Genomic DNA, 23,427 nt, shown 5'->3' on the forward strand with positions numbered 1-23,427 from the left:
ATGACGAACGAGAAACACGAGGAATTCGCCGGCCGGGACGACATCGCGTGCGCCTTCTGCGGGAAGCACCCGCACGAGGTGGCCGCGATGATCTCGGGCCCCAACGGCATCTACATCTGCGACGAGTGCATCTCAGTGTGCGCCGACGCCATGATGCGCGATCTGGGGCTCTCCGTGCCGCCCGAGGCGGACGTGCCGATGGAGCCCGAGCCGCAGGGCCGCCACGCCAAGCGCGCGGGCGAGCCGTACGTGGCCGAGGCCGAGCCGGCACCCGAGGACGTGCTGGCCGACCTGCCCACGCCCCACGAGCTGTACGCGGAGCTCTCCGAGCACGTGGTGGGGCAGGAGGCGGCCAAGCGGGCGCTGTCCGTGGCCGTGTACAACCATTACAAGCGCATCAGCCTGGGGGCCGACGCGGCCGAGGGCGACGTGGAGCTGGCCAAGAGCAACATCATGCTCTTGGGCCCCACGGGCTCCGGCAAGACGCTCTTGGCGCAGACGCTCGCCCGCACGTTGAAGGTGCCGTTCGCCATCGCGGACGCCACCACGCTCACCGAGGCCGGCTACGTGGGCGAGGACGTGGAGAACATCCTGCTCAAGCTCATGACGGCGGCCGACTTCGACATCCCGCGCGCTGAGATAGGCATCATCTACATCGACGAGATCGACAAGGTGGCCCGCAAGGCCGAGAACCTGTCCATCACGCGCGACGTGTCCGGCGAGGGCGTGCAGCAGGCGCTCCTGAAGATCGTGGAGGGCACGGAGGCGAGCGTCCCGCCGCAGGGCGGCCGCAAGCATCCCCAGCAGGAGCTCATCCATATCGACACCACGAACATCCTGTTCATCCTGGGCGGCGCGTTCGTGGGCCTGGCCGACATCATCGCCGACCGCGTGGGCAAGAAGGGGCTCGGCTTCAACGCCGACATGCCCGAGTCCAAGAAGCACGCCGAGGCCGAGCTGCTGGCCCAGGTGCTGCCGGAGGATCTGAACAAGTACGGCATGATCCCCGAGTTCGTGGGCCGTATCCCCGTGGTGACGTCGCTTAACGAGCTGTCGGAGGAAGACCTCGTGCGCATCCTCACCGAGCCGAGGAACGCCCTGGTGAAGCAGTACACGAAGATGTTCGACTTCGAGGATTCCACGCTCGTGTTCGAGCCGGAGGCCCTCACCGCCATCGCGCACGAGGCCGTCGAGCACGGCACGGGCGCCCGCGGGCTGCGCTCCATCTGCGAGCGGGTGCTCATGGACGTGATGTACGACCTCCCCGAGCACGAGGGCGCCACCGCCGTCACCGTGCGCGCGAGCGACATCACGGGTGAGACGAAGCCGGAGATCGAGCCGGCGGGCGGGGCCGAGGTCCTGCCGATGGGCGACGAGGTGAGCCTGCAGAGCGCATAGCGCGGTCGCGGGATACGGGAGACGAGCGGGCGGATCGCGGATGTGCGGCGCGCCCGCTTTTCGGTTTGAGAGACTTTGAGGACGAAAGAGCAGACCATGGCCGATAACACGAACGAGAAATCCGGGGCGAGGAAGATCGACTACGACTTCGCAGCCCACGAGCGCCCCCTTTTCGAGGCATGGAAGGATGCCGGCTACTTCCAGCGCGGCGAGGGATTCGGCGCGAAGAAGGGGCAGCCCTACACCATCGTCATCCCGCCGCCGAACATCACGGGCGTGCTGCACATGGGCCATGCCCTGAACGACACCATCCAGGACACGTGCATCCGCCGCGCCCGCATGCAGGGCCGGCCCGCGCGCTGGATCCTCGGCACCGACCACGCCGGCATCTCCACGCAGACGAAGGTGGACAAGAAGCTGGCCGACCAGGGCATCAGCCGTCTGGAGATAGGCCGCGAGGCGTTCGTCGAGGCGTGCTACGACTGGTACAAGGAGTACGGCACCACCATCGTGAACCAGATCAAGGGCATGGGCTGCTCGTGCGACTACGACGACGAGCACTTCACGCTTGAGCCGGCCTACGTGAAGGCCGTGCGGAAGCTCTTCGTGGACTGGTACCACGACGACCTCATCTACAAGGGCAAGCGCATCGTGAACTGGTGCCCGCACTGCACCACGTCCATCTCCGACGACGAGGCCGAGTACGTGGACGAGGCAGGGCACCTGTGGTACCTGCGCTACCCGCTGACCGAGCCCGAGGGCGACTTGGAGTACCTCGTGGTGGCCACCACGCGCCCCGAGACGATGCTCGGCGACACGGGCGTGGCGGTGAACCCGAAGGACGAGCGCTTCAAGCACTTCGTGGGCAAGACGGTGAAGCTGCCGCTCGTGGACCGTGAGATCCCCATCTTCGCCGACTGGCATGTTGATATGGAGTTCGGCACCGGCTGCGTGAAGACCACGCCCGCGCACGACCCGAACGACTGGGCGATGGGCGAGCGCAACGGCCTCGAGCGCATCAACATCTTCGACGAGACGGCGCACGTGGTGGACGGCTACGGGAAGTTCAGCGGCATGGACCGCGACGAGGCCCGCGAGGCCGTGGTGGCCGCGTTCGACGAGCTGGGGCTGCTCGACCACGTGGAGGACCACGACCACTCCGTCATGACGTGCTACCGCTGCCACACGAAGCTCGAGCCCTGGGAGTCCGAGCAGTGGTTCGTGGCCGTGGACGGCCTCAAGCGCGACGCCGCGCGCGTGGTGGAGGACGGAAGCATCCAGTTCCATCCCGAGCGCTGGCGCCAGGTGTACCTCGACTGGCTGGAGAACCTGAAGGACTGGTGCATCTCGCGCCAGCTGTGGTGGGGGCACCGCATCCCCATGTTCTACTGCGACGAGTGCGGCTGGGAGGACGCGTCGGTGGAGGACATCGAGGCGTGCCCCGTGTGCGGGAAGCCCGTGCGCCAGGACGAGGACGTGCTGGACACGTGGTTCTCGTCGCAGCTGTGGCCGTTCGCCACGATGGGCTGGACCGAGGAGGGGGTGGACGCGCCCGAGATGCGCGCCGCGTACCCCACGCAGGTGCTCTCCACCGCGCGCGACATCATGGGGCTCTGGGTGGCGCGCATGGTGATGGCGTCCATGTACTGCACGGAGCAGATCCCGTTCGAGCACGTCATCATTCACCCCACGGTGATGGCCGCCGACGGCAAGCCCATGTCCAAGAGCCGCGGCAACGGCGTGGACCCGCTGCGCCTCATGGAGGACTACGGCGCCGACGGCATGCGCTTCGGCCTGCTCATGCAGGTCACGGGCGCGCAGGACCTCAAGTTCAACGAGGCGAAGCTGGAAAGCTCGCGCAACTTCGCGAACAAGATCCGCAACGCCGCACGCTTCGTCATGATGAACCTGGATGGCTATGAGCCGGGCGAGCCCGCGCCCTCGACGCCGGCCGACCGCTGGATCTTCTCGCGCTTGGCGGGCCTCGTGGCGCGCCTGGACGCGGCGTTCGACGGCTTCGAGTTCGGCGAGGCCACGCGCGAGCTGTACGCGTTCTTCTGGAACGAGTTCTGCGACTGGTACATCGAGTTCTCGAAGGCGCGCCTGGGCGCCGGGGCCGACCCGGCGGACCGCCTGGCGTGCCAGCGCAACCTCGTGTTCGTGCTCGACCAGGCGCTGCGCCTGCTGCATCCCATCATGCCGTTCGTGACCGAGGAGATATACCAGGAGCTGCCCATCGACCGCGAGGGCGCGCCGTACCTCATCGGCGCCGCGTGGCCGGACGCGCAGGAGCTGGCGAAGTACGCGGATGCGGAGGCCGAGCGCGCCATCGAGATGGTGTGCGAGACGGTGTCGGCCATCCGCAGCACGCGCGCCCGCTACGGCATCTCGCCGAAGTCCGAGCTGGCCGTGGTCGTAAAGGCCGACGAGGCGGACGCGGCCCTGCTCGAGGCCCAGCGGGGGCTCATCGAGGGCATGGGCAACACGGCGTCGCTCGCCATCGGCGCGCAGGTGGAGAAGCCGGCCGAGTCCAGCGCCGTGCTGGGCGCGGGGCTGGAGGTGTACCTGGTGCTGTCGGGCCTCGTGGACCTCGACGCCGAGCGCGAGCGCCTTGCGAAGGAGCAGGCCAAGCTCGCCGCCGACGCGGGCAAGCTGGAGAAGAAGCTCTCCAACCCCGGCTTCCTCGCCAAGGCCGCGCCCGAGATCGTGGAGAAGGACCGCGCCAAGCACGCCGAGCTCGCCGACAAGCTCGCCCGCGTGGAGGCCCAGCTGGCAGAATTGGGGTAGGGGCGGAGCGGGTGTGACAGGGACCCCCTGTCACACCCGCCGGCCGCCAGGACGCATCGAGGCGCGGGCACGGGTCCGGATGGGCGCCTCTTGCGGAAATTGCCTGAACACGGGGGTGCGGTCGGACAACTTTGGTATAATGACTGACCGTGTCGGCGCTTCTGGCGGCCGGCACGGTGCATCGGGCGCCCGTGCGGCGCCTGGCAAGTCGAAGAAAACGAGGTTGAAATGAGCGAACTGCTGTCCCAGTTGTGGACGCCCGAGTTGCAGGCCGCGTTCACCGTGGTCGTCATACTGCTCGTCATTCTGTACGTGCTCTCCATCGTCTGGGTGGTCCGCGACGCGTACCTGCGCGGCTCCTACTGGTACGTGTGGGCCATCGTGGCGCTCATCCCGCTGCTGGGCATCATCGCGTACTGCCTGCTGCGCCCGCCGCTGCTGCAGATCGACCGCGACGAGCAGGAGCTGGAGATCGCGCTCAAGCAGCGCGAGCTCATGAAGTACGGCGAGTGCGCGAACTGCGGCTATCCGGTGGAGGCCGACTTCGTGCTGTGCCCGAACTGCCACCAGCGCCTGAAGAACCTCTGCGGCACCTGCAACCATGCGCTCGACCCGTCGTGGACCGTGTGCCCCTACTGCGCGACCCCCGTGGGCGGTGCCGCGCCCGCACGCCGCAGCGCCCCGCGCGCCCGAACGCAGCAGCCGCAGCAAGCGGCTCCCCAGCAGAGGCAGGGCCGGACCCGCTCCCCGCAAGGCGAGCATCCCGCCCCGTAACCCGCGCTGTCGAAGAAGCCGCCTCGATCCCGAGGCGGTTTTTTATGCCTGCTTTCTGCGGCGTCTGTTGAAACCGTGTGCCCGGGGGACCTTCCGGCCGTTCGTGGCATACTGAGCCCAGGCTGCGCACTCAAGACGCGGCCGTACCGATCGTGCAGGCGCTTTGTGCGCGCCCGGCACAGGAAAGGAACCATCATGAACATCGTACTCCCCGACGGCTCGGGCAAGGAACTCGCCGACGGCGCCACCGTCGCCGACGTGGCCGCCTCCATCGGCGTGGGCCTCGCCAAGGCCGCGCTCGCGGGCATCGTGAACGACCAGCCGGTCGACCTGTCCGCGCCCGTGGCCGAGGGCGACTCCGTGGCCATCGTCACCGCCAAGAGCGACGAGGGCCTGGAGCTCCTGCGCCATTCCACGGCGCACGTCATGGCCGCCGCGCTCGTCGACCTCTACGGCGACGTGCAGTTCGGCGTGGGGCCGGCCATCGAGGGCGGCTTCTACTACGACGTGAAGACGGGCCGCGCGCTCTCGCCCGACGACTTCGCCGCCATCGAGGCCCGCATGGCCGAGATCGTCAAGGCGGACGAACCCTTCGAGCGCCGCGTGGTCACCCGCGCCGAGGCCGAGGATATCTTCGCGGACCAGCCGTTCAAGCTGGAGCTCATCGCCGAGCTTCCCGAGGACGCCGTCATCACCACGTACACCATCGGCAAGTTCACCGACCTCTGCCGCGGGCCGCACCTGCCCTCCACCGGCAAGCTGGGCGCGTTCAAGCTGACGAAGCTTGCCGGCGCATACTGGCGCGGCGACGCCGAGCGCGAGATGCTCACCCGCATCTACGGCACGGCGTTCTTCAAGCAGAAGGAGCTGGACGAGCACGTGCGCAACCTGGAGGAGGCCGAGAAGCGCGACCACCGCAAGCTGGGGCGCGAGCTGGGCATCTACGTCATGGACCCGCTGGCGGGCGCCGGCCTGCCGCTGTACCTCCCCAAGGGCGCGCGCATCATACGCACCCTGCAGGAGTGGCTGCGCCGCGACCTGTACACGCGCGGCTACGAGGAGGTCATCACCCCGCACATCTACAACGCCGACGTGTGGAAGACCTCGGGCCATTACGGCTTCTACAAGGAGAACATGTACTTCTTCGAGATCAACGAGGGCGATGACGAGAACCCCCGCATGACCGAGTACGCCGTGAAGCCCATGAACTGCCCGGGCCACGTCATGCTGTACAAGAGCGAGCTGCATTCCTACCGCGACCTGCCCCTGCGCTACTTCGAGTTCGGCACGGTGTACCGCCACGAGATGTCGGGCGTCGTGCACGGCCTGCTGCGCGCCCGCGGCTTCACCCAGGACGACGCGCACGTGTTCTGCACGCGCGACCAGGTGGTGGACGAGGTGGTGGCCATCCTCGGGCTCGTGGACCACATCATGTCCACGTTCGGGTTCGAATACGAGGCCGAGATATCCACGCGCCCCGAGAAGTCCATCGGCACCGACGACATGTGGGAGCATGCCACGGGTGCGCTCAAGGAGGCATGCGAGCGCCACGGCCTGTCCTACGACATCAACGAGGGCGACGGCGCGTTCTACGGCCCGAAGATCGACATCAAGGTGAAGGACGCCATCGGGCGCACCTGGCAGTGCTCCACCGTGCAGGTGGACTTCAACATGCCCGAGCGCTTCGGGCTCACCTACCGCACCGAGGACAACACCGAGGAGCGCCCCTGGATGCTCCATCGCGCCATCTTCGGCTCCATCGAGCGCTTCTTAGGGATCCTGATCGAGCACTACGCCGGCGCGCTGCCGCTGTGGCTGGCCCCCGTGCAGGCGGCCGTGCTGCCGCTGGCCGACCGCCACAACGAGGCGGCCCACGAGCTTGCGTTGAAGCTGGCCGACGCGGGCGGGCGCGTGGAGGTGTACGACCAGAACGAGCCCATGCGCGTGAAGATCGCGAAGGCCCAGAGCCAGAAGATCCCGTACATGGTGGTGCTGGGCGACAAGGAGATCGAGAACGGCACCGTGTCCGTGCGCGAGCGCCACGAGGGCGATCTCGGCGCGTGGGACGTGGAGAAGCTGGTGCAGACCATCAAGGACGCCGCGCTGTAGCGGCGTGCCGGGCCGGGCGGCGCCTGCGCGTCGTACGGCCAAGCGGCGGCCTGCGCCGTGCCGCATTGGCTATCTTAAGTGGCCCCCGCCTGGTCGGGGGCCTTTTTCTGCTTGTCGAACGGGGCTTCGGCAGGTATGATGGCCCAGGGTAGGTCAACGATAGGGGAGGGGAACGTTTCCATGAAGAGAATCAAGATCGCCGCCGTCTGCGCCGCCGCGCTCATGGTGCTGTGCCTGGGGGCGCTCGCGGGATGCGGGCCGAACGACGAGGAGGTCATCCGCAACGGGGTGGCCGAGGAGCTGGACGGGCTGAAGAACCTGGACGAGGCGGCGCTCGCCGACCTCATGTCCGGTGCGGACGTTGCGGACCTGTCCGAGTTCGGCATCGACGCGAACGAGTTCATGAAGGCTTACCTGGCCGGCTTCGATTACCGTATCGACGACGTGACGGTCGACGGCAAGGAGGCGCATGTCGACGTGGCGCTCACGTGCAAGAGCTACGCCGCCTACGAGCAGGCGCTCGAGGATGCCGCGGCGAAGCTGGCCGAGGACGAGTCGTTCCTCGAGCTTCCCGAGGCCGAGATGAACCAGAAGATCGGGGAGACCGTGATGGAGGCCACGGCGGCCATCGAGCCGGTCGATGCCGGCTCCGTCACGATCGACTACACGCTCGAGGGCAGCACCTGGACGCCTACCGAGCAGTCCACCCGCAACATAGCCGAAGTCCTGTTCGGCTAGGAGGGCGCGGGCGTGGAATACGGCTGGGGGTTCGCGGCGCTCATGGCGGGCCTGCTGCTCACGGGGCTCGTGTTCGTGGTGACGGGCATCCAGATGGCCTGCGGCCGCTGGCGGCATGCGCTCGCCGGCGCCGCAGGTCTTTCGGAGCGCGAGCGCGAGGCGGCCGGCGTGGCGCAGGCAGCCCGCGTAGGCGGCGTGCTGCTCGTCGCCGTCGGTGCGGGCGTCGTGGGTCTCGGCGGCTGGCAGGCCTGGACGTCCTACACGCCCGAGGGCGACGGCGTGCTGACGGCGGCCGGCGTGTTCCTGGTGCTCGTCGATCTGTTCGTGGCCTGGGCGCTGCGCGCCGCACGCCAGGAATACGAGGACGGCTCCTAGCCTGCCCGGTTGCGCCATCCGTCAGGCACGGGGCCCGTCGTCCCCGTTCTCGCCGTGTCCCGTGCGCGTGCCGTGCCGGTCGCCCAGGGCCGCCGTCCGCAACTCGTGCGCGTCCTCGAACAGCCGTCGCGCGTCCTCGCGGCTGACGCCCATGCGCTCGGCCGCGCCGCCCAGCTCGTTCATGCGGCGCCGGTACTCCCTCACGGCATGCTCGGCAACGAGGCGCCGCCGCTCCTCGCGGCGCTGCTGCCGGTCCGCCAGGCGGGGCCCGTCGCCGTCGGGGTCGGCATCGTCCACGAGGGCGCGCCGCGCCATCTCCTGGGAGGCCAGGTCAAGCGCCTCGTCGATGGCGCGCTTGCGCGCCGAGGCGCGCTGGAGCAGGGCCGCGCGGTCCTGCCAGTCCAGATCCTCGAAGTCGCGCCCCTCCCGCCGCGCCGCCAGCCGCTCGAGCGCCTCCCTGCGCGCGAGCATGCGCTCCAGCTCCCAGTGCTCGCGCAGGATGTCGCCGATGTCGCGCGGGTTGTGCGCGATCTCCCTCACGGCCTCGATGGGCTTCGCGTCGGCCACGCGGTAGGTGAGCATGCCCAGAAGCGGCATGAGGAACACGGTGATGGCTCCGGCCGCCACCAGCACGCTGGCCGTCTCCTGCGGCATGGCGCCCGCGCTCACGGCCACCGACGTGACGGCCACGATGATGGGCAGCGCCGTCGTGCAGTACAGCGCGATGGTCAGGCGGTTGTGCGTGGATATGTCGCGCGTGTCCTTGCCGGTCGAGAGCGCGACGAAGATGGGCACGGCGCGGATGAGCAGCAGAAGCGCGATGAAGCCCACCAGCACCTCGGGCTGCTGGAACACGGCCGCCAGGTCGATCTTCGCACCGGAGACCACGAAGAAGATGGGTATGAGGAAGCCGTACGCCACGCCGTCCAGCTTGTGCTCGAGCGCGTGGTCGCCCTCGGGGATGATGTAGCGCAGCACGAAGCCCGCCGCGAACGCCCCCAGCACGATGTCGAGGTCGAACGCGGCCGACAGGGCCACCAGCCCCACCAACAGGAGCACCGTCACGCGCATCATGGTCTGCGAGGTGCCCTCGGCGTTGGCGGTGAGGAAGCGGAACAGCCGGTGGCCGGCCTTCTTCGCCTTGGCGGGCACCACCGCCACCAGCACGCACAGGGCCATGAACGCCACCAGGATGAGCACGGTCTTCCACTCGGCGCGCGTCGACAGCAGAAGCGCCATGGCAAGCACCGGGCACAGCTCGCCCCACGTGCCGTAGGCCAGGACGGACTCTCCCACGCGCGTGCCCATGAGCTCGCGCTCCTTGAGGATGGGCATGAGCGTGCCGAGCGCCGTGGTGGTCAGCGCGATTGCCACGGCCACGGACTCTATCTCGTTCACGAACAGGCCGCTGGCGAAGTGCACGAACAGGAAGGCCAGCACGATGGACACGGCCCAGGTGGCCAGGCCCCGCTTGCCCTGGGAGCCGGTGAGGCTCCTCGGGTTTATCTCGTAGCCTGCCAGCAAAAACAGGAAGGCCAGGCCCAGGTCGGACAGCAGCCCCACCGAGTCGGTGAGCTCGATGGCGCCCACGAGGTTCGGCCCGAGCACGGCGCCGGCGATGAGCAGGAACACCGTCTCGGGAATGAGCTTGCCGGGGATGAGCTTGGCCAGGATGGGGCACGCCGCCGCGACGAGCGCGATGATGGCGAGCGAGATGAGGTCGACGGGCATGGAGGGCCTTTCGGGCGAGCGGAAACAACGTTTGCAGACGGACGATGCCATTGTAGCGCAACGGAGGGGGAGGGCATCGTGGTATGCTTAGGGGTGCACACAGAGCACGTAGCGCCCGCCGCCCCTGCGGCGCGGGCGGGCAGGAGAAGGAGCGAACCCCATGATCGTCACCATCGAGGTCTCCGCCGAGGGCCGCCGGCCCCGTGCCGGCTTAGGGCGGGCGCGGGCCCATGGCTAAGAGGGAGGAGCTGCCAGAGCGACGGCTGGCCCAGGCGTCCCCGCTCAAGCGGCAGGCGTTCCTTGCCTTGGAGGACGTACGCGCGGCGCGCGGCGCGGCGCGGGCGGTGGGCATCGCGCTGTTCGCGCTCATCGTGGCGAACGCGCTGCTCGTGTTCGCCGAGCCGCAGATCGACGTGTCGTCGGGCGTGGCGCATGCACTGCTCGTGTTCGGCCTGGCCTCGAGCGTGTGCTTCGCGGCGGAGTATGCGGCGCGCCTGTGGGTGGCCGACCTCGTGCATCCTTGCTGCGGGCCCGCGAGGGCGCGGCTGCGCTACGTGCTCTCGCCCATGGGGCTCGTCGACCTGCTGGCGTTTTTGCCGGGGCTGCTGGTGTTGGCGGTGCCGGTGTCCGCCTCGGCGCTCAACGCCGCGCGCATCATCCGCCTGCTGCGGCTCGTCAAGCTGTCGCGCTACATGCGCGGTCTGCGCTCCATCGCGCGCGTGTTCGCGAAGCGACGCCAGGAGATCGTTGCCGCGTTCACGGTGCTGGGGCTGCTCACCGTCACAGCCAGCGTGCTCATGTACGAGGCCGAGTACCCCGTGCAGCCCGATCGGTTCGACAGCGTGCTCACGGGCATGTACTGGGCCATGACCACCATCACCTCCACGGGTTACGGCGACCTCGTGCCCGTGACGGCGGCGGGGCGGCTCATCGGCTTCGCCACCATGCTGCTGTCCATAGGCGTGGTGGCCATCCCGGCGGGCATCTTCTCGGCCGGATTCGTGGCGGAGTTCCGCGCGCAGGACGCCCGCGCCCGCGTGCGGCGCGGCGAGGGGGACGGGAGCGGGGGCCGTCCTGCCGACGGGTGCGACGCGGCGGACGGGGACGATCCCGGCGAAGAGGAGGCCGGCGGGGCGTAGGCCCGGCCGCCGCAGGGGGCGGCTAACCGGCGAGGTATCGCTCCAGGGCGCCCCAGACGCGCAGGGCCTCGGCGTAGCCCTGCTCGTAGAGGGCCATGAGCTTGGCCGGGTCCTTCTCCATGCTGGACACCGTGACGGGCTCGGGCGGGCGGATGAGGAAGAGCTGCCCCTCGTCGTGCAGGCACGGCAGCGCCCGGTACAGGCGGTTGTACTCGTAGTGGCGGTGCTGCAGGCGGTCGACGTAGAAGGGGAAGTCGGCGTAGCGCTGGCGCAGGAGCGCCATGAGCTTGTTCGGGCCCTTCAGGTAGTCCTCGGCCTGCGTGAGCACCACGATGCGCTTGGCGGGGCCGGTGAGCAGCGAGTAGAGCACGGGCACGCTGTCGCACGTGCCGCCGTCCAGCAGGTGCTTGCCGTCCACCTCCACGATCTGGCTCACGAGCGGCATGGACGACGAGGCTATGAGGTAGTCGACGTCGGCCAGGGCGTCGGTGAACTCGTGGTAGTCGGCCTCGCCCGAGTCCAGGTCGCTCGACACGGCCACGAGGCGCATCGGCGAGCTGTTGAAGGCTTCGTAGTCGAAGGGCTCCAGCTCGTTGGGTATCACGTTGAAGGCGAAGTCGCGGCCGCAGGCGTTGCCCGTGCGCACGAAGCTCTTCAGGGACAGGTAGCGCCAGTCGCCCGCGTATTTCACGTTGAGGTAGCAGGAGCGCCCCGCATCGCCGGCCACGTAGTTGTAGCCGCAGAGCGCGCCCGCCGACACGCCCACCGTGCGCTCGCAGAACAGCCCGCGGTCCATGAAGGCATCCAGCACGCCGGCCGTGAACTGGCCGCGCATGGCCCCGCCCTCCAGCACGAGGTCGACGGGCGCCACGTCATGCCCGCGCCAGGCGGGCTCGTGGAGGTAGCGGGTGCCGGTGCGGGGGAGGCGTGCGGTCGTGTCACTCATGCGGGGGTCCTTTCTGCGCGTTCGCGCCCCATTATAGCGCAGCGGCGCGACCGGCGCCGCGCGCCGTAGCCGAACCGGGAGGCGGTGGCCGTTATCTCCTTCCCGCAAACTGTGAAGTAACCATGGAGCGCCTGCCGGCGGATCGGCCGCTCGCGGCGCGAAAATGTCGGGAAACCCAATATTTATGCCCTAAACCGTAACAATTAGATGCACAGTTGAGCGAAGGCGTTTACAATACGGGCAGAACAGACAGGATCGCGCGCCCGCCGGGTGCTGCGAGCGGGGCCGTGCGAGCGGCCAAGACCATAAGGAGGCTTTACATGAGCGAGGTCGTTTCTTCTTCCGATTTCCAGTCCAAGGTGCTCGACGCGCAGGGTCCCGTGCTGGTGGACTTCTTCGCCACGTGGTGCGGGCCGTGCAAGATGCTGGCGCCCACCATCGACGAGATCGCAGGCGAGCAGGCCGGAAAGGCGACGGTGTACAAGCTCGATATCGACCAGAGCCCCGACATCGCCCAGAAGTACGGCGTCATGAGCGTGCCCACCTTGATCGTGTTCGAGAACGGCCAGGTGAAGAAGCAGGCCGTGGGCGTGCAGCCCAAACAGAACATCCTGTCGATGCTGGCGTAAACGCCGCCTCGCCGTAGGTTTTCCGGAAGCGCCGGCCGCCTTGGGCAGCCGGCGCTTCCTTGCGCTCGGGGTGACAAAGGGACGGGGATAACGTCACATTCCCAAGCGACCACCGAGATCCGAGTACTTCGGGGAATGTGACGTTATCCCCGTCCCTTTGTCACCCCTCCAGCACCCAGGCGCGGTAATAGTCCCAGCGTGACGCGTGCGGGCCCTCCTCGACGGCGGTGAGCAGGTAGGTGCCCACCGCGAGGCGCGGCTCGAGGCCCTGCCGGGCCGCCTCGGCGAACAGCGCGGCGGCGTTGCTGCGGTTCGGGTCATCCGGGTCCACCAGCAGCAGGCACTCGCGGCCCTCGCCGGCGTCCGGCGCGCCGCGCTCCCAGACGGCGCCCGCATGCGTGGGCGTGTCGGCCACCATCTCGAACACGGTGCCCGGGTCCGCCGCGTCCACGAGCACGGCGAAGCGCCACGGCTCGTCCACCAGCAGGGGCCAGAGGGAGGGGTCGGCGTAGTCGATGGCGTCGAGGCGGGCGATGGCGGGCGCGCCGGGCCGCATGCCCGCCGCCTCCAGCCCCTCGGCCCGTGCGTTCAGGGCGCGCTGCCGCGCAAGGCGGGCCCGCATGGCCTCCAGCTCGGCGATGCGCTGCTCCACGTCGCGGGCCGTGCGGTCGAGCGCGTCATCCAGGTCGCGTGCCGAGAGCGTGCGGTAGCCCGCCAGCTCGCGCACCGGCACGCCCAGGCGGCGGTAGAACGCGATCTCGCTCGCGTCGATGAGGTCGTGCAGCGCGTACTGCCGGTAGTCGTTGCCGCGGTTGCGGCCGGCGCGCACGAGCCCCTCGCGCTCCCAGTAGCGCAGCGTCGACGGCGCCACGCCCAGGTAGCGCGCCGCGTCCTTGATGTCGTACAGCACGGGTTCCATGACGCGCTCCCTTTCCGTTTGGAGATTTGGGGGAGGTGGGCAGGGCGCCCCTTTACCTTAAAGTCGCTTTAAGGTTTAGAGTATCATGCGGCAAAAGCCAAGACAAGCCCCGCCGCGCAGCGAAGCGCCGGCGGAGGGGGCGCCCCTTGGGGGCGCGGCAGCGCAACAGCGGAGTGGAAAACCATGATCAAGAAGAATATGTTGAAAGAGTACCTGCGCTACATCCTGCCCACGATGCTCACGTTCACGCTCGCCAGCGTGTACAGCATCGTGGACGGCATGTTCGTGGGGCACGCGGTGGGCGATGCGGGCGTCGCGGGCATCAACGTGGCGTTCCCGCTCGTGGCCTTCGTCATGGCCGTGGGCACGGGCATCGGCATGGGCGGCGGTGTGATATCGTCCATCGCGCGCGGCGCGGGCGACGAGGCGAAGTCGCGGCGCGCCGTGGGCACGACGTTCACCCTGCTGCTCTTGGCGGCGCTGCCCGTCATGGCGCTGCTGCTGTTCGCGGCCGAGCCCATCTGCCGCCTTCTGGGCGGGCAGGGCGGCACGCTCGAGCAGGCCGTGGCGTACACGAGCGTCATCGCATGGGGCGTGCCGTTCCAGATATTCGTCACGGGCTGCACGCCGCTCATCCGCAACCAGGGGCGCGTGGGCTTCGCCATGGCGGTGCAGGTGTTCGCGGGCCTGATGAACGTGGCCCTGGACTACGTGTTCGTCATGCTGTTCGGCTGGGGCACCGCCGGCGCCGCGGCGGCCACGGCGGTGTCGCAGGCGGCGGCGTTCGTGCCGGTGCTCGTGTTCTTCCTGATGAGGAGGAACCGTATCGCGCGGGCCGACCTGCGGCCGGACGGCAAGATAGTCGCCCATGCGCTCAAGCTGGGGCTCGCCCCGTTCGGCCTGACGCTCTTGCCCGAGGCCACGGTGGTGGCCATCAACGTGAACCTGTCGGCCTACGGCGGCGAGACGGCGCTCGCGGCCTATGCCGTGGTGTCCTACACCGCCTGCGTCATCCAGATGCTCATCCAGGGTGTGGGCGACGGAAGCCAGCCGCTCATCTCCAAGCACTACGGGGCGGGCGATGCCGACGGCGTGCGGCGGTTCAGGAACACGAACTACCTCATTACCATCTCACTGGGCGCGCTGGGGCTTCTGGCCATGTACCTGCTGCGCAACCAGGTGCCGCTCCTGTTCGGCTCGTCGGCCGAGACGGCCGCCATCGTGGCGTACGCGCTGCCCATCTTCTCCATGGCGTACGTGTTCTACGGGTTCACGCACGCGTCCACGTCGTACTTCTACGCGGTGGACGACGCCCGCGCCTCGAACGCCATCGTGTACGGCGAGGCGGTGCTCGTGGTGCTGGTGGTGTTCGGCATCGCGCGGGTGGCGGGCGTCGACGGCATCTGGTTCTCCGTGACCATCGTGCAGATGGTGCTGGCCTGCGCGGCCGGGGCGCTGCTGCGCTACCGCCACCGGAGGCGCGCCGCGCAGGCCGCCCCCGCAGCCAAGCCGGCGGGCGGGGGCTGCTAGCGCCGCCCCTGCGCGGGGGCGCCCTGCGTCCCAGGTCGGCCGATGCGCGGGGACCGATCGGCCCGAGGCGTATGAGCGCGCGGCCGGGCCGGTTTGGACGGGTCCGCCGGGCCGGGGCTGCATCGTGCGGCGTGCAGTCGTGCGGAGGTGCGTTCGCACCCGCGGCCCGGCCGATGCGCTCGCATCGGACTGCGCGACCTGCTCGGCTGCCCTGACTGCGCGTTTGCTTCGAGTTGTCCCATTCATCCGGCGCCCAGCCAGCGCGCATCGGCCGCGGGCCGGTCCCGTTTGGCGCCCGGTTCGCGCACCCATCCTCGCTCGAGCGCATGCGCGCGCTCCGCAGAGCCGGCTCCGCTGTTAAACCACCATTGACATATACCCGTGCCTCTCGCCGATCGTCCACCTGTTGACGCAGCTCATGAATGGGCGGGCCTCCAGGTGGGTCAGCTGCCGCGTGCAGACGTAGCGCCCGTTCGCCTCGTGGCCGTACAGGAGCTCCCTGCGGTCCCTCGCGCTGGAGCGGAACTGCTCGCGCCAGCAGAACCAGTCGAGGTAGCGCTGGAGCCTGCGGTTGGAGACGCCGTTGAACCGGCCGACGAAGGACTTGAGCCTCGAGTGCAGGGAGTTGACCATCTCGAGCTCCCTGCTCCCCCGCACCTCGTGCGGCCTGCCCCCGAGCGCCCAGTCGTTGTAAGCCCTCCACCCGTCGGTCGCGACCTCGCACGAGGCGGGCAGGCGCGCGCCGAGCACTACCATCGCGCTCGCGGAGTCCTCGGCCCCGTCGACGACCTCGCAGAAGCAGTCGCCCAGCTCGCTCACCCCGCACAGCACGCACGTCCCCTTGTCGGCCTCGTGCCCGGTGCGGTGGGGCTCCCGCCCCAGCTCGAACCATCCGCTGCGCGAGTGGTCGCCCGGCAGGGAGTCGTGCAGGTAGGTGCCGTCGACCTCGAAGGACTCCCCCCGCAGGGGCAGCAGCCTGCGCCCCATGACCTCGCAGACGCGCATCCTCATGAACCAGGCGGTGTAGAGCGAGGTGCCGACCCTCCTCGCGGTCTCGCGCAGGGGGAGGGCGTCGGCCATGCACGCCGCGAACTCCATCCACGCCGGGGCGGGCAGCTTGGAGCGGCCCAGCAGGGAGAAGGTTCTCGCCCCGAAGGTGCGCCCGCACCCCCGGCACAGCCAGCGCTGGCCGGAGGAGTCGCGGCCCTTCCGCACGAAGGCCGGGCAGCCGCACTTGGGGCACCGGTCGGGCTCGCCGCAAGCGGAGGCTGCGAGGTCCTCCGCGATGGCCCTTCTCAGCACCTCGGCCAGCTCGCGCTTATCGGCGAGCGACATCGTCGCGACTTGGTCCATGATCCCCATGGCGGGTCCTTTCCCTCGTGCTTTTTCGACGATCGCATCGTAGGGCAGAGGACCCGCTTCGCCTATCCCGGGATAGGGACTATGTCAATGTTGGTTTAACAGCGGACGCGGACTCTTCGCGCACGGGTGCGGGCCGGGTTTGATCGAGCGGCGTGGCCGAGCCTGTCGGCAGCGGATCGGAAGGGCTGTGCCGATCCGCCGCCGACTTCGGCGTCAGGCCATGGCCGGCGCCCGGCCTGCCTCCTGCTGCTCCACGAGGGGCTTGAGGTAGCCGTAGCCCTCGGCGTCCATGCGCTCGAGCGGCACGAAGCGCAGGGCGGCGCCGTTGATGCAGTAGCGCAGCCCGCCCGCCTCGGCAGGGCCGTCGGTGAACACGTGGCCCAGGTGCGCGTCGCCCGCGCGGCTGCGCACCTCGGTGCGCAGGGTGCCGAAGCTGCGGTCCAGGTGCTCCGTGACCACGTCCTTCGAGAGGGGACGCGAGAACGCGGGCCATCCGCAGCCGGAGTCGAACTTGTCCGCGCTGGCGAACAAGGGCTCGCCGCTGGTCACGTCCACGTAGATGCCGGGCTCGAACGCGTGGTCGTAGGGATGCGCGAACGGGCGCTCCGTGGCGTTCTCGCGCACGACGCGGTACTGCTCGGGCGAGAGCGCGCGGCGCAGCTCGTCGTCGGGCGGGGCGGCATAGCCCCGTGCGCGGATGGCGTCGGCCACGCCGGCCGCGTCGAGGGGGCCGGCGCCGGGGGCGCTGGGGGTGCTGTCGGCTGCGCCGGCCTTGGCGTCGGGGGCGGCCTTGGCGGCAGCCTCGGCCGGGCTGCCTGCCCCGTCGGCGGAGGCGCTCGGCGCCTCGCCTGCGCCGGCCTTGGCGCCGGGGATGGCGCCCGCCACCGCCGGATCGTCGGGCGACTCGCACAGGCCGTCGAACTGGATGCACGGCCGTCCCTCCGCAAGCCCCATGCGCCGTGCGAAGGCCTCGGCGGCGCCCAGGTCGATGTGGCAGTAGCCGTGCGGGTTCTTGCCCAGGTAGTCCTGGTGGTAGTCCTCGGCTGCGTAGAAGCCGTCGAGGGGCTCGATCTCCGTGACGATGGGCTCGGTGTAGCGCGCCTGCTGGCGGCGCAGCGCCGCCTCGATGGCGGGCAGGTCGGCCTCGTCCTGCCAGTAGATGCCGCTGCGGTACTGCGTGCCCGCGTCGTTGCCCTGGCGGTTCAGGCTCGTGGGGTCCACGACCTCGAAGAAGCCGTCGAGCAACACATCGGTGGGCAGGATGCGCCGGTCGTAGGTCACGGCCACCGTCTCGGCGTGGCCCGTGTTCCAGTTGCACACGTCGCGGTAGCTGGGGTTCTCGGTGGAGCCGTTCGCGTAGCCCGCCACCGTGCGCCGCACGCCGGGCAGGCGCTTGAGGAATGCCTCGAGCCCCCAGAAGCAGCCGCCGGCCAGGTAGAGCGTGTGCAGGTCCTCGCCGTCCGTCCCGCCGCGACGGCCTTCGCCCGCCTGCCCTCCGTGCAGGTGCGGGCCTCCGGCCGACGGGCCGTGCAGGTGCGCGCCGCGTGCCGGTGACGATCCGGCCGGGCGGTTCGTGTTCTCAGCGTCCATGGAGCGTTCCTTTCCTCGCTTGGTCGCCTCCATGGTAGTGCGCCTTGCGGGCGCCCGGCGCGGCCTTCGCGAAACCGTCACGCACGCGTTGAGCACGCGGGCTTTCGCGAGGCCCGGCGCGGCATCGCTCACTCGCCGCGGTCATCCTTCTGCGCGAGGCCGCGCTCGTGGCAAAACGCGTCGAAGGCGTCGAGCAGCTCCATCTTCGTATGGATGCCTATCTTGCGGTAGATGTTGTAGATATGCGTCTTCGCCGTTCCCTGCGCGATGAACAGCTGGTCGGAGATGTACTGGGTGTTGCGCCCCTTGACCAGCAGGTCGAGCACCTCCATCTCGCGTTTCGACACGCTCCATATCTCTCCGAACGCCACGAGGCTCTGGGCGAAGCCCCCTTCGCCGCGGCTGGCGGTGGCCGCTTCTTCGGAGAGGATACGCTCGTCGGCGACCCCCTGGACGGAGAACATCTCCTTCTCGGTGAACACGAGCGTCGAGGCAGCCACCACCACCACGATGCCCACGGCCATGGCGACGAGCGTCGGGTCGAGGGGCAAAAAAGTCGTTGCGTACCCTATCGACCAACCTCCGAGGATGCCTCCGGTGATGGCCAGGCGGGCGAATCCGAGCACGCGCACGAGCGACAGCCCCCGTACCTTCACGGCATTGCAGAAGTCGTTGAGCGCAGTGATCTCGAACGTGAGGTAGGCGAGCATAACGCATGCGCTGGCAACGAAATAGGTTCGGTCGTCCGAGAAGAGAAACGCGGCAAAACCCACGGCGAACAGCAGCGGGATGAGCCGGTATGCCAGGTAAAGCCGTCGCGCGCCTTTCTGGGACCGGAAAGTGGCTGCCAGGAGAACCCCCAGCACCAGGCAGCAAGGTGCCTCGATGTAGGGGCCGACGAAGCCTCCCCCGAACCCATTGCACACTGCGACGCTCGTCATGAGGCCGAACAGGAGGGCGTACAGGCCGAGCGTGCAGGCCATGCGGTGCATGTAAGGGAACGTGGTCTCTCCGTCCGTCCCCCCTGGCTGCCCATGCGAGAACATGGAGGGCTCGCCCGTCTCCTTGGTGTAGAAGCGGTTCGACAACGAGAACGCCAGCCCAGAGAGCACAGGCAGCGCGGCTGCGCAGGCGAGTGCCATACGCGCGTCGAGGCTCATGATGACGATGCAGAGCAGGGCCCTGCCGCATAGGAGAGCGCCATGTAGAGCGCCGTCCCGCCCACGCGCATATGCCCGAAGAAGCACAGCCACAGCATGAACGTAGCCGCATCGGCCAAGGCGCAGCCGAGCCGATGACGAGACCGCCTTCTGCCGCAAGGAGCGACACGGTGCCCAGGGGGCCGACGACGAAGCAGGCTGCCAACAGCACCTTGCGGCCCCCGTCGGAGGAGAGCTGCCGTGCGAACGCCACGATGGCGGCGACGGAAGCCAGCCTGAAGCCCAGCTCCCAGATCTCGAAGGGCGCTCCTGCGAAGGATACGTCGCCCACGATGGGCGAGGGAGACACGCCTATCAGGAACAGCCATGCCCAGTAGAAGCCGAACCCGAGGAGCCGGGCCGGGAACAGGTTCTGCGATTTCATGGCATCTACCCCCTCGTTGCGGATCCCTCCGACGAAACCCGCCGTTGCCGCCTTTCCCCTGTCGGCGTCACCTATCAGTATAGGTGGCATACCCGCCGCGCCTGAATAAACCAAACGTCGTAAAACCGCTTTTACGCCGGTCGGTTGGTTATATCCGACTCCATCCGAACCTATCATCCGCTTCGAGGCCGTAGCTGGCGCCTGTGCCGACGGCACGCGGCGGCGGCGAGCGGTAGGAGCTAGAACGAGGGAGGATGATGCTCATGAGCGCGGACACGAGGGGCGATACGGTCTTTCGCGGCATCGCGTGGTCGGCGTTCGCCTGCAGCGCGAACACGGCGTGCGTCGACGTGAAGGACGGCCGGGTGCTGCGCATCCGGCCCCTGCATTACGATGAGATAGAGGGAGGAAAGGAGCGCAGGCCCTGGCGCATCAAGGCTCGCGGGAAGACGTTCGAGCCGGGTGAGAAGACGCTTCTCCCCCCGCTTTCCCTAAGCTACAAAAAGCGCGTCTACTCCAAGAACCGTATCCTTCACCCGATGCGCCGCGTGGACTGGGATCCGCATGGCGAGCGCAACACGCAGAACCGCGGCAAATCGAAGTACGTCCGCATCAGCTGGGATGAGGCAACGCAGATCATCGCGGACGAGATCAAGCGCGTTCACGACGAGTATGGCCCGCTTGCCATCCTCTGCCAAGCCGACGGCCATGGCGAGACGAAGGTCGTCCATGCACCCCATGGCTGCCAGGCCATGATGCTCGACCTCGTGGGCGGTTACACGCTGCAGGCGCGCCAACCCGACAGCTGGGAAGGATGGTACTGGGGCGGCAAGCATATCTGGGGCATGGAGCCCGTGGGCATGCAAGTGAACCAGCGCAACCTGTACAAGGATATCTGCGAGCACGGCGATGCCATCCTGTACTGGGGCTGCGACTTGGAGACAACGCCATGGGGGTGGGGCGGCGAGCAGCCCTCGCGCATGGCGTACTTCCTGGAGGAGCTGGGCGTGCGCCCGTTTTTCATCTCGCCGGACCTGAACTATGCGGGCGCTGCGCACAAGGGCAAGCCGGGCGCGCCCGTCAAGGGGAAATGGATCCCCGTCCTGCCCAACACCGATGCCGCGCTGCAACTGGCCATCGCTTACACGTGGATCACCGAGGGCACGTACTACCGGGATTACGTGGACACCCATACCGTGGGCTTCGACTGGTTCGAGCGCTACGTGCTCGGCGGCGAGGATGGCGTGCCCAAGACGCCGAAGTGGGCAGAGGGGAAGTGCGGCGTGCCCAGCTACACCATCAAGGCCCTCGCGCGCTATTGGGCGAAGCATGCCGTGTCCATCGCCCATGCCGACGGCGGCGGCATGATACGCTCGCCGTTCTCCGCCGAGCCGGCGCGCCTCGAGATCGTGCTCTTGGCCATGCAGGGCCTCGGCCGTCCTGGCACAGGCCAGCTCCACCTCATAGAGTTCGGCCAGTTCGGCTTCGACGAGTGGAATCCCCTGCCTCGCTCCGAGAAGTACTTCGAGGTGCCCGGAGCCTACCATGGGTGGATGGAGACGATCGGCCACCAGGCATTCGTGCCCAAAACCATGGTGCCCCAGGCGCTCATGCTTCCCGAGGGCGAGAAGTTGCGTTGGTACGGGCACGTCGTATGCACGGCGCCGCGCGAGGACCAGTTCATCCCGTTCGAGTTCCCCGTCGACGGCGCTCCGATGATTCACATGATCTGGTCGGACTCTCCTAGTTGGACCACGTGCTGGAACGGTGGCTTCGCCATGCAGGAGGCCCTGCGCTCCAAGCGCGTGGAGACCGTCGTGATGCAGCATCCCTGGTTCGAGAACGACACGCTGTTCGCCGACGTCGTACTTCCCGTGAGCACCATGTTCGAGGAGAAGGACATAGCCGTGGACAACTGGACCGGGCAGTTCAACCTCATGTACGTACAAGACGATTGCGTGGACCCTCTTGGCGAGTCGAAGTCGGATTGGGAGTGCGTCATCGAGGTGGCCCGAAAGCTCGAGCGTTTCGGCGGCGCGTACGAGAACCTCGTGGAGCGCTATACGCGGGGCATGGACGTCGACGAATGGATCAAAGCCGGTTTCGACAGCGCCCAGGCAGACGCTCTCATGTCCTACGAGGAGTTCGCGGAGCGGAAGATATGCGTTGCGCCCACCGCCGAGGGCTGGGAGGACGATCCGGTGGCGCTCGCCGCCTGGTACGACGATCCCGCGAGCCAGCCCTTGCAGACGCCCACCCGCAAGATAGAGATCTACGCGACGGGGCTCGCAGAGCATTTCCCTGATGACGAGACGCGGCCCGTGGTGCCGCATTGGATCGAGGAGTCCGAAGAGCTCAAGGAGCGCCTGTCGTGCGACCGCGCCGTGCGCTACCCGTTCCTTATGGTGACGAACCATCCGCGTTGGCGCGTGCATTCCGAACATGACGACGTGACGTGGCTGCGCGAGATACGCACCTGCAAGGTGGAAGGCCCGGACGGCTACCTTTACGAGCCCGTTTGGCTGAACCCGGTGGATGCTGGAAGACTCGGCCTTGTCGATGGCGACGTGGTGCGCGTCTACAACGAGCGCGGCAGCGTGCTGGGCGGCGTGTACGTGAACGAGCGCATCATGCCCGGCGCGGTGTACCAGGACCACGGCGCGCGCGTCGATCCTATCGTGGGAGGAAGGGGAGGGCTCGACCGCGGCGGTGCGAACAACCTGATATGCCCCGAGGCATGCGGCTCCCGTAACACCGCTTCGGAAGCCACGAACGGCTTTCTGGTAAACGTGGAGAAGGTGGACGTGGCCGCCTTGGCTGCCCTGCACCCCGATGAGTTCGGCCGCGCGTACGACCCGGCCGACGGGTTGCGCGTGTCCGCTTGGATGGTTGAGGACGAGTAGCGGCGCAGGCGCGCGGCCCGCTTCGTCGGCGCGCGCCCGACCCGCGGAAATGGAGAGGAGCCCATGAAGGTATTCGTATTCGACTTGGACAAGTGCAACGGCTGCCACAACTGCCAGATCGCCTGCAAGGACGAGCATGCGGGCAACGACTGGAGCCCCTATGCGCTGCCCCAACCCGACACCGGGCAGTTCTGGTGCAAGGTCGACGAAGAGGTGTGCGGCAAGGTGCCCCACGTGCGCGTGAACTATTTGCCGCGCCTGTGCAACCACTGCGACGAGGCTCCCTGCAGGGCGGCCTCGCCCGAGGCGGTGCGCAAGCGCGACGACGGCCTCGTGCTCATCGACCCGGCCGAGGCGGGCGCGCGGGAGCTCGTGGACGCCTGCCCCTACGGAGCGATCTTCTGGAACGAGGAGCTGGGCATCGCCCAGAAGTGCACAGGTTGCGCCCATCTGCTCGACGACGGCTGGGCCGAGCCGCGCTGCGTGGACGCCTGCTGCACGGGCGCCTTACGCTTCGGCGAGGAAGAGGAGTTCGCCTGCGAGCTTGCGAAGGCCGAGACCCTGTCGCCCGAGTTGGGCACCGCACCTCGCGTGTACTACCTCAACAAGCCTAAGCGCTTCGTGGCTGCCACCGTGGTCGACGTGGAGGCCGACGAGGTGGTGGAGGGGGCGCGGGCGACGCTCGTGCGCGCGACCGATGGAGAGACAACGGCCGTATGCGTTGCAGACGAGTTCGGCGACGTGTGGATCGACGGCGTGGAGCCGGGTGCGTATCGCCTGTGGATACAGAAGGAGGGCTACCTTGACCTGCCGTGCGACGTCGACGTGGTCGAGAAGGATTACGCGGTTCCCGAGCTGCGCTTCTACCGTGAGCCGACGCTGCCCTAGGCATCGGCAAGGGTGCTTTGCGGCG

General features: G+C 68.4%; 18 protein-coding genes. 12 read left to right on the forward strand and 6 right to left on the reverse strand.

Annotated features, from left to right (window positions below):
• The 6 genes from clpX (at window position 1) to C1877_RS05935 (ending at window position 8,181) form a co-directional block, all read left to right on the forward strand.
• A complete protein-coding gene (gene clpX, locus C1877_RS05910; RefSeq protein WP_114568653.1) occupies window positions 1-1,398 on the forward strand; it encodes an ATP-dependent Clp protease ATP-binding subunit ClpX in 1,398 nt (465 codons plus the stop codon).
• Window positions 1,399-1,494: 96 nt separating this feature from the next.
• Entirely contained in the window at window positions 1,495-4,185 is a 2,691-nt protein-coding gene (locus C1877_RS05915; protein ID WP_114568654.1) for a valine--tRNA ligase, read from the forward strand.
• 228 nt (window positions 4,186-4,413) lie between these two features.
• Window positions 4,414-4,959 carry a zinc ribbon domain-containing protein gene (locus tag C1877_RS05920; protein ID WP_114568655.1) on the forward strand — a complete coding sequence of 182 codons (546 nt, stop codon included), beginning with the start codon at window positions 4,414-4,416 and terminating at the stop codon, window positions 4,957-4,959.
• A 195-nt stretch (window positions 4,960-5,154) separates the two neighbouring features.
• Entirely contained in the window at window positions 5,155-7,068 is a 1,914-nt protein-coding gene (gene thrS / locus C1877_RS05925) for a threonine--tRNA ligase (protein WP_114568656.1), read from the forward strand.
• A gap of 180 nt (window positions 7,069-7,248) precedes the next feature.
• Complete coding sequence (locus C1877_RS05930) at window positions 7,249-7,806, forward strand: hypothetical protein (RefSeq protein WP_015538711.1); 558 nt, start codon at window positions 7,249-7,251, stop codon at window positions 7,804-7,806.
• A 12-nt stretch (window positions 7,807-7,818) separates the two neighbouring features.
• On the forward strand, window positions 7,819-8,181 hold the full coding sequence (locus C1877_RS05935; RefSeq protein ID WP_114568658.1) for a hypothetical protein: 363 nt from the start codon (window positions 7,819-7,821) through the stop codon (window positions 8,179-8,181).
• A 21-nt stretch (window positions 8,182-8,202) separates the two neighbouring features.
• On the opposite strand, the gene C1877_RS05940 is transcribed toward C1877_RS05935, so the two are convergent.
• Complete coding sequence (locus C1877_RS05940; protein WP_114568659.1) at window positions 8,203-9,912, reverse strand: cation:proton antiporter; 1,710 nt, start codon at window positions 9,910-9,912, stop codon at window positions 8,203-8,205.
• 230 nt (window positions 9,913-10,142) lie between these two features.
• Here C1877_RS05940 and C1877_RS05945 point away from each other — a divergent pair, with 230 nt between their 5' ends.
• A complete protein-coding gene (locus C1877_RS05945; protein WP_114568660.1) occupies window positions 10,143-11,051 on the forward strand; it encodes an ion transporter in 909 nt (302 codons plus the stop codon).
• A 22-nt stretch (window positions 11,052-11,073) separates the two neighbouring features.
• On the opposite strand, the gene C1877_RS05950 is transcribed toward C1877_RS05945, so the two are convergent.
• The gene (locus tag C1877_RS05950; RefSeq protein ID WP_015538710.1) at window positions 11,074-11,997 is read right to left on the reverse strand and encodes a patatin-like phospholipase family protein; all 924 of its coding nucleotides are present in this window, start codon (window positions 11,995-11,997) and stop codon (window positions 11,074-11,076) included.
• Window positions 11,998-12,317: 320 nt separating this feature from the next.
• Between C1877_RS05950 and trxA the strand changes: the two genes are divergently transcribed.
• A complete protein-coding gene (trxA, locus tag C1877_RS05955; RefSeq protein WP_015538709.1) occupies window positions 12,318-12,626 on the forward strand; it encodes a thioredoxin in 309 nt (102 codons plus the stop codon).
• A 160-nt stretch (window positions 12,627-12,786) separates the two neighbouring features.
• Here the strand turns inward: trxA and C1877_RS05960 are convergent, their stop codons facing one another.
• Window positions 12,787-13,545, reverse strand: coding sequence for a MerR family transcriptional regulator (locus tag C1877_RS05960; protein ID WP_114568661.1), 759 nt, complete (start codon window positions 13,543-13,545; stop codon window positions 12,787-12,789).
• Window positions 13,546-13,728: 183 nt separating this feature from the next.
• On the opposite strand from C1877_RS05960, the gene C1877_RS05965 reads away from it, so the two are divergent.
• Window positions 13,729-15,075, forward strand: a complete 1,347-nt coding sequence (locus tag C1877_RS05965; protein WP_114568662.1) for an MATE family efflux transporter — start codon at window positions 13,729-13,731, stop codon at window positions 15,073-15,075.
• A 357-nt stretch (window positions 15,076-15,432) separates the two neighbouring features.
• Here the strand turns inward: C1877_RS05965 and C1877_RS05970 are convergent, their stop codons facing one another.
• The 3 genes from C1877_RS05970 to C1877_RS05980 form a co-directional block, all read right to left on the reverse strand.
• Window positions 15,433-16,437 carry an IS1595 family transposase gene (locus C1877_RS05970; RefSeq protein WP_114568663.1) on the reverse strand — a complete coding sequence of 335 codons (1,005 nt, stop codon included), beginning with the start codon at window positions 16,435-16,437 and terminating at the stop codon, window positions 15,433-15,435.
• A 213-nt stretch (window positions 16,438-16,650) separates the two neighbouring features.
• Window positions 16,651-18,027 (reverse strand): peptide-methionine (S)-S-oxide reductase MsrA, encoded by a 1,377-nt coding sequence (gene msrA / locus C1877_RS05975; protein ID WP_114568664.1) that lies wholly within the window; start codon window positions 18,025-18,027, stop codon window positions 16,651-16,653.
• A gap of 128 nt (window positions 18,028-18,155) precedes the next feature.
• A complete protein-coding gene (locus C1877_RS05980; RefSeq protein WP_181813803.1) occupies window positions 18,156-19,169 on the reverse strand; it encodes a response regulator transcription factor in 1,014 nt (337 codons plus the stop codon).
• A 188-nt stretch (window positions 19,170-19,357) separates the two neighbouring features.
• On the opposite strand from C1877_RS05980, the gene C1877_RS05985 reads away from it, so the two are divergent.
• The 3 genes from C1877_RS05985 (at window position 19,358) to C1877_RS05995 (ending at window position 23,402) form a co-directional block, all read left to right on the forward strand.
• Complete coding sequence (locus C1877_RS05985) at window positions 19,358-19,564, forward strand: hypothetical protein (RefSeq protein ID WP_114568666.1); 207 nt, start codon at window positions 19,358-19,360, stop codon at window positions 19,562-19,564.
• Between the two features lie 310 nt (window positions 19,565-19,874).
• Entirely contained in the window at window positions 19,875-22,514 is a 2,640-nt protein-coding gene (locus tag C1877_RS05990) for a molybdopterin-dependent oxidoreductase (protein WP_041239903.1), read from the forward strand.
• Between the two features lie 63 nt (window positions 22,515-22,577).
• Complete coding sequence (locus C1877_RS05995; RefSeq protein WP_015538705.1) at window positions 22,578-23,402, forward strand: 4Fe-4S dicluster domain-containing protein; 825 nt, start codon at window positions 22,578-22,580, stop codon at window positions 23,400-23,402.
• Window positions 23,403-23,427 lie beyond the last annotated feature (25 nt).

Origin of the sequence: Gordonibacter pamelaeae (assembly GCF_003340385.1) — a bacterium.
Classification (GTDB): Bacteria; Actinomycetota; Coriobacteriia; order Coriobacteriales; family Eggerthellaceae; genus Gordonibacter; species Gordonibacter pamelaeae.